The 12,053-nt window shown below is 70.9% G+C and carries 8 protein-coding genes; 5 read left to right on the top strand and 3 right to left on the bottom strand.

Going from position 1 to position 12,053, the window contains the following annotated elements; translation table 11 throughout:
* Positions 1-77: 77 nt before the first annotated feature.
* Positions 78-2,651, bottom strand: coding sequence for an aminopeptidase N (gene pepN, locus AB0J02_RS02670; RefSeq protein ID WP_363191677.1), 2,574 nt, complete (start codon positions 2,649-2,651; stop codon positions 78-80).
* A gap of 135 nt (positions 2,652-2,786) precedes the next feature.
* Here pepN and AB0J02_RS02665 point away from each other — a divergent pair, with 135 nt between their 5' ends.
* Complete coding sequence (locus tag AB0J02_RS02665; RefSeq protein ID WP_363191676.1) at positions 2,787-3,299, top strand: DUF1203 domain-containing protein; 513 nt, start codon at positions 2,787-2,789, stop codon at positions 3,297-3,299.
* 69 nt (positions 3,300-3,368) lie between these two features.
* On the opposite strand, the gene AB0J02_RS02660 is transcribed toward AB0J02_RS02665, so the two are convergent.
* The gene (locus AB0J02_RS02660) at positions 3,369-4,388 is read right to left on the bottom strand and encodes an aspartate-semialdehyde dehydrogenase (RefSeq protein ID WP_363191675.1); all 1,020 of its coding nucleotides are present in this window, start codon (positions 4,386-4,388) and stop codon (positions 3,369-3,371) included.
* A gap of 183 nt (positions 4,389-4,571) precedes the next feature.
* Between AB0J02_RS02660 and AB0J02_RS02655 the strand changes: the two genes are divergently transcribed.
* Together AB0J02_RS02655 and AB0J02_RS02650 are read left to right on the top strand one after the other, a co-directional pair.
* On the top strand, positions 4,572-5,096 hold the full coding sequence (locus AB0J02_RS02655; RefSeq protein WP_363191674.1) for a sigma-70 family RNA polymerase sigma factor: 525 nt from the start codon (positions 4,572-4,574) through the stop codon (positions 5,094-5,096).
* Position 5,097: 1 nt separating this feature from the next.
* A complete protein-coding gene (locus AB0J02_RS02650; protein WP_363191673.1) occupies positions 5,098-5,817 on the top strand; it encodes a hypothetical protein in 720 nt (239 codons plus the stop codon).
* 62 nt (positions 5,818-5,879) lie between these two features.
* On the opposite strand, the gene AB0J02_RS02645 is transcribed toward AB0J02_RS02650, so the two are convergent.
* Entirely contained in the window at positions 5,880-9,215 is a 3,336-nt protein-coding gene (locus AB0J02_RS02645; protein WP_363191672.1) for a S8 family serine peptidase, read from the bottom strand.
* Positions 9,216-9,565: 350 nt separating this feature from the next.
* Between AB0J02_RS02645 and AB0J02_RS02640 the strand changes: the two genes are divergently transcribed.
* Complete coding sequence (locus AB0J02_RS02640; protein ID WP_363191671.1) at positions 9,566-10,015, top strand: NUDIX hydrolase; 450 nt, start codon at positions 9,566-9,568, stop codon at positions 10,013-10,015.
* Between the two features lie 249 nt (positions 10,016-10,264).
* Entirely contained in the window at positions 10,265-12,025 is a 1,761-nt protein-coding gene (locus AB0J02_RS02635; protein WP_363191670.1) for a TIGR03767 family metallophosphoesterase, read from the top strand.
* Positions 12,026-12,053: the final 28 nt, after the last annotated feature.

Below are 12,053 nucleotides of genomic sequence, written 5' to 3'. Positions count from 1 at the left end.
GGGGAACTGTGCGAGAAGTTCCCACCGGGCCGCGGCGCGCAGGGGACCGCGACCCGGCAGACGAGAACCGGGGACGGTCAGGCGTCCGCGCCCTGCGCCTTGAGCGCGCGCTCCACACCGGCCCGGGACTCCGACACCAACCGCCGAAGCGCCGCGCTCGGCTCCGCGGCCGACAACCAGTCCGCCGTCTTCGCCAGCGTCTCCTCGGACACCTGGATCGACGGGTACAGGCCCACCGCGATCTGCTGAGCCATCTCGTGGGACCGCGCGTCCCACACGGCCCGCAACGCCTCGAAGTACTTGTCGGCGTACGGCGCGAGCAGCTCCCGCTGATCGGTCTGGACGAATCCGGCGATCACCGCTTCCTGCACCGCGTTCGGCAGCTTGTCCGACTCGACGACGGAGGCCCACGCCTCCGCCTTGGCCTCCGGGGTGGGCCGCGCCGCACGCGCGGTCGCCGCGTGCCGCTCACCGGCGGCCGTCCGGTCCCGCTCATACTCCGTGGTGATCTCCGACTCGTCGAAACGGCCGACGGCCGCGAGCCGCTGGACGAACGCCCAGCGCAGCTCGGTGTCCACGGCCAGCCCGTCGATGGTCTGAGTCCCCTCCAACAGGCCGTCCAGCACGTCGAGTTGTTCCGGCGTACGCGCGGTCGCCGCGAAGGCGCGGGCCCACGCCAGCTGGTGGTCGCTGCCCGCTTCGGCGGTCCGCAGATGCGTCAGCGCCGCCTCGGTCCAGCGGGTCAGCAGCGCGTCGTGGTGGGACGGGGCCGCGTACAGGTCGATGGCCAGCTTCACCTGGCGGTGCAGCGACTGCACGACGCCGATGTCGGACTCCTTGGCGATGCCGGAGAGCACCAGGTCCAGGTAGGCGCTGGTGGACAGTTCGGCGTCGCGGGTCATGTCCCAGGCCGACGCCCAGCAGAGCGCGCGCGGCAGCGAGGACTCGAAGTCGCCGAGGTGCTGCGTGACGGCGGCGAGGGACTGCTCGTCGAGGCGGACCTTCGCGTACGACAGGTCGTCGTCGTTGAGCAGGATCACGGCCGGCCGGCGCTTGCCGACGAGCTGGGGCACCTGTGTCGCCTCGCTCGCGGTGACGTCGAGTTCGAGGCGCTCGCCCCGCAGCAGCTTGCCGCTCGCCTCGTCGAGGTCGTAGAAGCCGATCGCGATGCGGTGCGGCCGCAGCGTCGAGGTGCCCTTCGCGCCCTCGGGCAGCGCGGGCGCCTCCTGGCGGACCGCGAACGACCTGATGACGCCCTGCTCGTCCGTCTCGATCTCCGGGCGCAGCACGTTGATCCCGGCCGTCTCCAGCCACGCCTTCGACCATGCCTTCAGGTCACGGCCGCTGGTCTCCTCAAGGGCGCCGAGGAGGTCGGACAGGCGCGTGTTCCCGAAGGCGTGCCGCTTGAAGTAGGCCTGCACACCCTGGAAGAACTCGTCCTCGCCGACGTACGCGACGAGCTGCTTGAGCACGCTCGCGCCCTTGGCGTACGTGATGCCGTCGAAGTTGACGAGCACGTCGTCGAGGTCGTTGATCTCGGCCATGATCGGGTGCGTGGAGGGCAGCTGGTCCTGCCGGTACGCCCACGTCTTCATGGAGTTGGCGAACGTCGTCCACGAGTGCGGCCAGCGCGAGTTCGGCGCGTAGGCCTGGCAGGCGGCCTCGGCGTAGGTGGCGAACGACTCGTTCAGCCACAGGTCGTTCCACCACTCCATGGTGACCAGGTCGCCGAACCACATGTGGGCCAGCTCGTGCAGGATCGTCGCCGCCCGCACCTCGTACGCGGCGTCCGTCACCTTGGAGCGGAACACGTACTGGTCGCGGATGGTGACCGCGCCCGCGTTCTCCATCGCGCCCGCGTTGAACTCCGGCACGAAGAGCTGGTCGTACTTGGCGAACGGGTACGCGTAGTCGAACTTCTCCTGGAACCAGTCGAAGCCCTGCCGCGTCACCTCGAAGATCGCGTCCGAGTCGAGGTGCTCGGCGAGCGAGGGCCGGCAGTAGATGCCGAGCGGCACCGACTGCCCGGTCTCGGCGTTCTCGTACGAGGAGTGCACCGAGTGGTACGGGCCGACGATGAGCGCCGTGATGTACGTCGACATGCGCGGCGTCGGCTCGAACGACCAGAGGTCGTCCTTGGGCTCCGGAGTCGGCGAGTTCGAGACGACGGTCCAGCCGCTGGGCGCCCGCACCGTGAACCGGAAGGTTGCCTTCAGGTCCGGCTGCTCGAAGCTCGCGAAGACGCGCCGCGCGTCCGGAACCTCGAACTGCGTGTACAGATAGGCCTGTTGGTCGACGGGATCGACGAACCGGTGAAGTCCCTCGCCGGTGTTCGTGTACGCGCAGTCGGCGACCACACGCAGCTCGTTCGACCCCTGCTCCAGGTGCTTCAAGGCGATGCGCGAGTCGCGGAAGACCGCGGCGACATCGAGGGAGCGCCCGTTGAGGACCACCTCGTGCACGGCGGGCGCGACGAGATCGATGAACGTCTCGCCACCCGCCTCCGCGCTGTCGAAGCGCACGGTGGTCACCGACCGGAAGGTGCCGCCCTCCTGCGCGCCGGAGAGGTCGAGATCGATCTCGTACGAGTCAACGGTGAGCAGCTTCGCCCGCTGCTGCGCCTCTACGCGGGTCAGATTGGTGCCAGGCACGCGGTCATCTCCAAGTGCGGTCAGGTAGGTGTTCTACGTTTGTGACGTTTCCGGTCATCCTTCCACGCGCGGGCGGGCGAGCGCGATGTCCATTTTCCGCCGGTGCACGGGCCCGCCCGCGGCCAGCCTGGAGCCATGACCAGGTACACCGCACGACCCATCGGGGCCACCGTCCTCAACGAGCTCAGGTCCCTCGACGACGCGAACCGGCCCTGCCTCCCGTACACCGCCACCGACGACGACGCGGGCTCCCCGCTGCGCTGCTGCCTCCGGCCGGTCCGGGAGGGCGAGCGCATCGCCCTCGTCTCCTACGCGCCGCTGCGCCGCTGGGCCGCCGCGACGGGCGCGCACCCCGGCGCGTACGACGAACAGGGCCCGGTCTTCGTCCACGCCGCCGCCGAGGACTGCCCGGGCCACGTCCCCGACCCCGGCCGCTACCCCTTCGACCGGCCCGGCGCCCTGCGCACGCTGCGCCGCTACGACGCCCGCGGCCACATCGCGGGCGGCCGCCTCCTGGAGATCCCGGCCGCCGCGACGGCCGGCTTCGACGCGGCGCTGGACGAGGCGTTCGCCGACCCGGACGTGGTGCTGGTCCATGTCAGGGCGGTCGAGTACGGATGCCTGCACTTCGAGGTGCGGCGGCCCTGACCACGCGGGAGGGGCGGTCACCGGCATCCGGTGACCGCCCCTCCAGGCACGTACAGCACATACGGCGCTCTACTTGGCGGACAGCTCCTGCGCCACCAGCTCCGCGATCTGCACCGCGTTCAGCGCGGCGCCCTTGCGGAGGTTGTCGTTCGAGATGAACAGGGACAGGCCGTTCTCGACCGTCTCGTCACCGCGGATACGGCCCACGAACGACGCGTCCTGGCCCGCGGCCTGCAGTGGCGTCGGGATGTCGGAGAGCTCGACGCCGGGGGCGCCGCCGAGCAGCTCCGTGGCGCGCTCGACCGAGATCGGGCGGGCGAAGCGCGCGTTGACCTGGAGGGAGTGGCCGGAGAACACCGGGACGCGGACACACGTGCCGGAGACCTTGAGCTCCGGGATCTCCAGGATCTTGCGGGACTCGTTGCGGAGCTTCTGCTCCTCGTCCGTCTCGTTCAGGCCGTCGTCGACGATGGCGCCCGCCAGGGGCAGCACGTTGAACGCGATGGGCCGCTTGTAGACGTTCGGCTCGGGGAAGTCGACGGCCCCGCCGTCGTGCGTGAGCTTGTCGGCCTCGGCGACGACCTTCTGCGCCTGGCCGTGCAGCTCGGCCACACCGGCCAGACCCGAACCCGAGACGGCCTGGTACGTGGCGACGACCAGCGCCTCGAGACCGGCCTCGTCGTGCAGCGGACGCAGCACCGGCATCGCGGCCATCGTCGTGCAGTTCGGGTTGGCGACGATGCCCTTGGGGCGGTCCGCGATCGCGTGCGGGTTGACCTCGGAGACGACCAGCGGCACCTCGGGGTCCTTGCGCCAGGCCGAGGAGTTGTCGATCACGACGGCGCCCTGCGAGGCGACCTTCTCCGCGAGGGCCTTGGAGGTGGCGCCACCGGCGGAGAACAGCACGATGTCCAGGCCCGTGTAGTCGGCCGTCGAGGCGTCCTCGACCGTCACGCCGTCCAGCACCGTGCCGGCGCTGCGCGCCGACGCGAACAGGCGCAGCTCGTCGGCCGGGAAGGCCCGCTCCACGAGGATCTTGCGCATGACCGTGCCGACCTGACCGGTGGCTCCGACGATTCCGAGCTTCACAGGGGTTCCTCCGTGCTGACGTGCGGCCATCCGGCCTGGCGGGTGCTCCATGATGCGTCTCTCCAGGGCCGCCTTGTCCAATCCATTGTCCGGGGTGCGGACGGTATGGCACAGGCCACAAAGAGACGTGAACGTTTCCGGGGGCCGCCGCGTCCTAGGACAAACGCGGGGAGGGGAGGGGCATTGCTGCGCAGAAAGCCACGGGGGCGGCCGGAGGACGTGCCGGACCCGCTCGACGCCGGGGTCGAGGACCGGGTGCGCGCCGTTCTGTCGCTGGGCGGGGTGCCGTACGCCGATCTGCCGGACGGCGTGCAGCAGGTGCGGCTGCGGCTCCTCGAACGGGCGGCGAAGGGGCAGGACGAGCCCCGGGACGTGTCGGCGTGGGCGGCGGTCGTCGCCTCCAACCTCGCCATGGACTGGCACCGGGCGCGCCGCCGCCAGGAACGGCTGGGGGAGCGCCTCGCCTCACTGCGCCAGGAGCACTCGCGGGACGCGGCCGACACCCGCGTCCTCTCGCTCGCCGTGGCCCAGGGCCTCGACGAGCTCCCCGACCAGCAGCGGCAGGTGGTCGTGCTGCGGTTCTACGCCGATCTGCCGGTCCGGGACATCGCGGCCGAGCTGGGCGTGCCCGAGGGCACCGTCAAGAGCCGGCTGCACACGGCCGTCCGCCTGCTGCGGGCCCGGCTGCGTGAACAGGAGGTGGTGTGACGTGGAGGACAGCGCACGGGAGGACCGGCTCCTGATGCTGGCCGTCAGCGGGGAGCCGCTGCCCGGTGACGACACGGACGCCGAGGCCGTCGCGGCGGACGTCGCACTGCTCCGGGACCAGGTGCGGGGCCTCGGCGACGCGCTCGCGGCCCGCCGGGACCCGGAGCCGGTGCGCCCGCCCGCCCCCGTACCCGTACGCCGCCGGCGGCCGCTGCGCCTCGCGCTCGGCGGCCTCGCAGCGGCGGGCGGTCTGGCGGTGGCGAGCGTCATGGTGTGGGCCGTCGTGCAGAGCGGAGGGGGGCCGGGGGCGGACGACGGGGACAGCAAGGCGGCCGCCGACAGTGGCAAGGCGGCGGGGAGCGAGAACGCCGACCTGTCCCCTGAGGGCTTCGTGGCCTGCTCCCGCGTCATCGCGGAGGGCACGGTGGTGAAGGTGGAACAGCTTCCCGGCACCGGCCGGGACCGCGTCACGCTGCGCGTCACCCGGTACCTCAAGCCGGAGTCGGGCGGCGCGAAGACCTTGACGTTCCTGATGAACCACGACGTCGACCCCCGCCTGAAGACCGGCGACCGGCCCCTGATCACCATTCCCGTGGGGGGAGCGCAGCCGGACAACTGGTCCACGGGCAAGGACAGCGAGCGCCTGCGCGCGATGGTGCTCGAGGCGCTGCCGGGCTCGCACGCCATCACGTGCGACAAGGCACCGGGCCCGAACTCGTAGGAAGACGAGTGCGGGGGCGGCCGCCACCGGCGACCGCCCCCGCACTCACACCACCCCGGGTCTTACGAGGTGACCTTCTCGATCTTCACGCTGCCGACGCCCGCGGCGACGCCGCGCTCGTTGAGCAGCCGCACCTCGCCGAAGAACTCACGGCCCTCCGGCGCGGCGGCCGCGGCGGTGACCTCGGCGGCCACGTCCGTGGACGTGCCGTTGGCCAGCGTCACGGTCTTCGACTCGTCGACCTTCACCGTGCCGAGCGACGGCGAGAAGAAGACGTCGACGTAGTCGTAGGCGGTCGAGCCGGACGGCACCGAGTAGCCCGCGACCTCGACGGTGTACGTGCCGGCGGCCGGGTTCGGGATGCTCACGGCCTCCTCGGAGTCACCGTCGGCGGACGTCGCGACGACGGCGCCGGCCGCGTTCTTGACCGTCAGGTCGAGGTCGGCGGCCTGGTCGGAGACGTTGCCGATGGAGACGTCGAGCTTGTCGGCGCCCGCGGGCACCTCGACGGTCGAGGTCTGCGTGGCACCGTCCGCGATGGTCGGCCGTGCCGACTTGGACGAGCCGAGCGGGCCGCCCTGCAGCTTCCCGCCGCTGATGGCGGCGAAGTTGTTCGTCACCTTCCAGTCGACGGCGGCCGGGGTACCGACCTTCGCCTCGGGGATCGTCTGCACGGCCGGGTCGAAGGACGCGCCGAGCACGGACGCCTCCAGCGTGTACGGGTTGTCGAGCAGCGGCGACGTACGGCGCGCCTCGACCTCGATCTCCCAGACACCGGCCTGCGGGTCCGCGTACGAACGCAGGTCCGGACGGCAGGTGTTGGCCGGGTTCTCGTAGTTCGGGTAGCAGCTCGGCGTCGACGTGTCGTCGACCGGGACGCCGTACGGGTGGATGGAGATGAAGCGGGTCTGGCTCGTGGCCTTGAGCCCGCTCATCCGCACCTGCAGCGACGCGGCGCCCTCGGGCACCGTCAGGAAGTAGGACTTGGTGCTGTTGCGCTGCACCGAGCCCTTGTCGCTGAAGGTGTACGACGGCTTGGCCAGCGCCTTGGAGACGACGACGGTCGCCATGATCTGCTGGTCGACGCCCTCGGTCTTCGGGTCGTCCACCTGGAGGATGGCGCTGCGCAGCCCGGCCGACTCCGGCCTGGCCTGCACCTTGACGGTGACGGCCTTGTTCAGCGGCAGATAGACGCTGCGCGATCCGGCGATGGTGAAGGTGTCACCGGAGTTGTTCTTCAGCGACAGCTTGTGCAGCACCGGCTTCGCGGAGCCGGACGTACGCGTGATGGTGACGTCGTACGTCTTCTTCTGCCCGGCCTTCAGACCGCCCTCGCGGTCGTAGATGCCGGTACCGACGCCGGGCGTCTTCAGCGCGTAGTCGATCGCGGTGTCGACGGGCGCCTGCACGGTGTACGTGTGCGCGCTCGCCCCGTCCTCGATCGCGTCCCACGCGTCCTCGATGGAGATGAGGCCCGCGCCCTCGGCGTACGCCTGCTCGCCCTTGATGTGGCTCGCGGTCGAGGTGAGCGCGGTGCGCAGGTTCGCCGGGGTCAGGTCGATGTGCGCCCGCTTGGCGGCGGAGAGCAGCAGCGCGGAGGCGCCGGCGGCCTGCGGGGAGGCCATCGAGGTGCCCTGCAGCATGGAGTAGCCGGCGGGAAGCGTGTAGCCCGCCTCGGCGACCGGCGAACCGGGCAGCCAGGTCTGGGTGGTGTTGATCGCCGCGCCGGGCGCCGTGATGGTCGGCGTGAAGCCGCCGTCCTCACGCGGGCCGCGCGAGGAGAACGGCATCATCGCGTACGACTTCTCCACCTTGGAGCCGTAGTTGGCGGCCCAGGTGTCCTTGGAGATGGAGGCGCCGACGGAGAGCACCTTGTCGGCGAGGCCGGGGTCGCCGATGGTGTTGGCGCCGGGGCCGGAGTTGCCGGCGGAGATCACGAGCTGCACGCCGTACTGGTCGATGAGGCGCGAGTACAGCTCGGAACGGGCGTTGTTGCCGTCGTTCAGCGCGGGCAGGCCGCCGATCGACATGTTGACGATGTCGACGCCGCGCTTGGTGACGAGGTCGATCATGCCCTCGGTGAGCGCGACGTTGGTGCAGCCGCCGGTCCAGGTGCAGGCGCGCGAGGAGACGAGCTTGGCGCCGGGCGCGGCACCGTTCATCTTCTTGTTGCCGAACAGCGAGTTGGCCGAGGTGATGCCCGCGACGTGCGTGCCGTGCTCGGACTCGATGACGCCGATGTTGACGAAGTCGAGCTTCTTGCCGACCCAGTCGCCGCCGTACGGGTCCATGGGGACGTCCTTGCGGATCTCCACCACGAACGGCACGCGCTCGACGACGTCCGTCGCCGGGTCGTCCTTGCCGAAGTACCCGATCTGGTAGCCGTCCTTGTACGGCTTCATCGGGGTGTCGTCGGTGAAGTCGCCGTTGTCGTTCAGGTCGACGGTGACGGTCCCGGCCTTGGCGTCGTACAGCACGCCCCACTTGTCGGTGGTGTCGCCGTCCCGGTTCAGGTCGCCCTTGGCGTCGCCGCCGGTGGTCGCGGACTCGGCGAACGTGCTGAAGCCGAAGGTGCCCGAACCCGACTTGTACGTACGGCCGTTGACGGAGAACGTCGGGCCGGTGACCGAGGTGGCCATCGGGCGCCAGGTGGCGTCGCCGTCCACGATCGGGTCGGTCGAGGTGACCCAGTCGACGATCTTGCGCTCGCCGGTCGTGGTCTTCTGCAGCGCCGGGTGGCCCAGGTCGACACCGGAGTCGAGGATGCCGATGGTGACGCCGCGGCCGTCCGCCTTCGGGTTGTCCTTGACGAAGTCGACGGCGCCCGTCTCGAAGGACGGGTTGTACGGGTTCTCGGCCGGTGTGTTCTTGCCGGGCCCGCTGTACGTTCCGCTCGCCTTCCGGGACGCGCCCTTGGCGGTGTCCGCGGCCGGCGTCGGGTCGTCGAGCTGGATCTCCTGGCGCAGGTCGATGCCGTGCACGGAGTCGAGCTCGGCGGCCGCCTTGATGGCGGCGTCGGCCCGGCCGGTGGGCAGGGTCGCCCGGACGTAGCCGAGCTTGTCGTAGGCGCGGCCCACGGAGCCGCCCTTGACGGCGTCGAGCTGCTTCGCCACCTGCTCGGTGGCGCCGGGGGCGGTGGCGACCATGAGGGTCACGTTCTTCGTGCCGTCGGCCTCGGCGTCGGCGAGGAGCTCCGCGTCGTGCGCGCCGAGTTTCTCGCCGGCGGTCTTGACGGCGGGGTCGGCGGTCGGAGTGGCGGCGGCGGTGTCCGCGTCCGCGGCGAAGGCCATGGGTATCGGCCCGGCCGCGGTGAGTGCGGCCACCAGACCTGCGGCGGCCGCGAGTCGGGCCGCGCGTCTCGCGCCGGATATCGGTGCGCGCTGGGGATCGGGGGTCATCGGCATCCCTGTACGTAAAGGTGGGACAACAAGGGTGGTGTTCGAAAGGCTCCGGAATTCGGTGCCGGATGACCGCTCAGCCTTACGTAAGTGACCACAGTTTGGGGAGAGTTGTCCGAGGCGGGATGGGGCGGTGGCGTACTTCCGCCATACGCCATCCGGCGCGAACCGGGTCTGACCGGGGCCTATCGGGCGCCCTTTTTGAACGCTGAGTGGAGATCTTGAACTCTTCGTGGTTGTCCGGCGGCTGTCCTGAAGCCGCGGGGCTCCGCCCCGGGCCCCGCTCCTCAAGTGCCGGAGGGGCGCCATTTCGCTGCGCATTCCTCCCCGGATGCCTCTAGCGTTCGGGAATGTACAAAGAGCTGAGGGTCGCGGCCTACGCCGTGTGCGTGCGCGACGGACAGATCCTGCTCGCCCGCTGGGTCGCGGGCGACGGCAGCAAGCGCTGGACCCTGCCGGGCGGCGGCATGGACCACGGCGAGGACCCGTACGACACGGTCGTGCGCGAGGCGGACGAGGAGACCGGATACACGGTCGACCCCGTCACCTTCCTCGGCGTCCACTCCGTCCTGCGCCGCTACCCCCGCAAGCTCGGCCAGGTCGCCGACTTCCACGGCCTGCGCCTCGTCTACGAAGGCACCATCACGGGCGGCACCCTGCGCCACGAACGGAACGGCTCCACGGACATGGCGGCCTGGCACGACCTCACCGCCGTCACCGACCTGCCGCGCGTCGAACTCGTCGACGTCGGACTGCGGCTCTGGCGCGAGCGCCCGCCCACCGGGCACCTTGTTCCCTGAAAGGTGAACACAGAGTGGCAGCGAGGGGGTTGAGTTCCCTCCCGCGCATGACAAGACGGGCCGCACGGCCACGCCCCGCCGTCGCACGGTGATCCACGTACGGTGATCGGCGCTGCGCGTTGAGTCGCCGTTAACGCGCAGGCCACCCCCGATGTCAACGCTTTCATACGAGCGGGAAGTTCGGCCCGGACCCGGTGCCGCGCGGCCCGCGGTCACTGTCGACGCGTTCGCACTCGGGGAGACCGCGCCATGTCGCGCATACGCTCTGTCACCAAAGCCGCCGCAGATATCGACCGCCGTACGTTCCTGGCCGCGACCGGCGCGGTGACGCTGACCGCCGGACTCGGCTACGCGCTCGGCCCGGGCGGCTCCGAAGCCGCCGCGGGCTCCGCCACCGTCCAGAACCTCTCATCCCGCAAGGCGCCCGCCGCCCCGCTCACCCCCTACAGCCGCGGCACGACCCTCGCCTCCGTCGCCACCGGCCCGGCCGGCCAGGCCTACCGCCGCCTCGGCGACGGCCCGGCCTGGCAGCGCGTCGTCCGCTCCGACCTGAAGGCGCCCCGCTCCGGCAGGGAGGCCCGGCGCACCGCGCTCGCCGCCTTCGTGCAATTCACCGACCTGCACCTGGTCGACGTACAACACCCGTTGCGCTACGAATACTTGAGAGCGCGGACGGCCAGCGCCTGGCGCCCGCAGGAAGCACTCTCGGTGGCCGGCGCGGTGTCCCTCGTCGAACGGGTCAACGCCCTGCGGGGCGCCCCCGTCACCGCGTCCCCCCTCCACTTCGTCATGACGACCGGCGACAACACGGACAACAACGCCCGCTCCGAACTCGACTGGTTCCTCAAGACGATGAGCGGCGGCCGCATCACCCCCAACACCGGCGACCCGCGCCACTACGAAGGCGTGCAGAACAGTGGTGTCCCGCTCTACTGGCACCCGGACGCGGCCCTGCGCGACTCCGACAAGCAGCACCACGCCTTCCCGCGCATCCCCGGCTTCCTCGAAGCGGCCATCGCCGAACTGCGCAGCCCGGGCCTGAACCTCCCCTGGTACTCCACCGTCGGCAACCACGACTCACTGCCCGGCGGCTGCTACGCGCCCGGCGACTCGTTCTTCGCCGAATTCGCCGTCGGCGGCCGCAAGCTGATGGACCTGCCCGCGTCAGCGGGCAAGGCCATCTGGGACAACGTGCAGCAGGGCGGCGACCCCAAGGGCGCCGCCTTCCGGCGCCTCCTGGAGAGCAACACCCGCGCCATGCGCCCGGTCACCCCGGACGAGACCCGCGCCCCCTTCACCCCCGCCGAGTACCTCGCGGCCCACCTCGACCCGGCCCACACCGGCCCCGGCCCCGTCGGTCACGGCTACACCCAGGCCAACCTCGATACGACCACCCAGTACTACGCGTTCCGGATCTCCGACGACGTCCTCGGCATCAGCCTCGACACGACCGACCCCGGCGGCCACTACGAGGGTTCGGTCGGTACGAGCCAACTCGCCTGGCTCACTGCTCAGTTGAAGGCAGCCGAGAAGCGCGGCGATCACGTCGTCGTCTTCTCGCACCACACCAGCAAGAGCATGCGCAATCTTCGCGAGGACCCGCACCGCCCCGGCGAGCAGCGGCACGGCGGCAAGGAACTCGCCGCCCTGCTGGCCCGCCACCGCCCGGTCCTGGCCTGGGTCAACGGCCACAGCCACAAGAACGCCATCACCCCGCACGAAGGCGAGAACAACGCCGGCGGGTACTGGGAGATCTCCACCGCCTCCCACGTCGACTTCCCGCAGCTGGCCCGGATCATCGAGATCGCCGACAACCACGACGGCACGCTCTCCCTCTTCACCACCTGCGTCGAGTCGTCCGCCCCGCACCGCACGGACTTCACCGACCTCGGCCAGACGGGCCTCGCCGCCCTCTACCGCGAACTCTCCTTCAACGCCCCGGGCTCCCGCGCGACGCTCTCCGGCACCCCGGGCGACCGCAACACGGAACTCGTCCTGCGCAAGGGTTGAGCGCCCGTCCTCGAGCCGGCGGACACGT

The sequence above is a fragment of the Streptomyces sp. NPDC050264 genome (genome assembly GCF_040655895.1).
Lineage (GTDB): Bacteria > Actinomycetota > Actinomycetes > Streptomycetales > Streptomycetaceae > Streptomyces.
Note: the sequence above shows the minus strand (reverse complement) of the source record. Positions and strands in the feature narration are given on the sequence as shown.

What these genes read in the sequence shown, in the direction of transcription:
- AB0J02_RS02645 (WP_363191672.1), bottom strand. Translation starts at nt 9,215, where the DNA reads ATGACCCCCGATCCCCAGCGCGCACCGATATCCGGCGCGAGACGCGCG.
- AB0J02_RS02640 (WP_363191671.1), top strand. Translation starts at nt 9,566, where the DNA reads ATGTACAAAGAGCTGAGGGTCGCGGCCTACGCCGTGTGCGTGCGCGAC.
- AB0J02_RS02665 (WP_363191676.1), top strand. Translation starts at nt 2,787, where the DNA reads ATGACCAGGTACACCGCACGACCCATCGGGGCCACCGTCCTCAACGAG.
- AB0J02_RS02635 (WP_363191670.1), top strand. Translation starts at nt 10,265, where the DNA reads ATGTCGCGCATACGCTCTGTCACCAAAGCCGCCGCAGATATCGACCGC.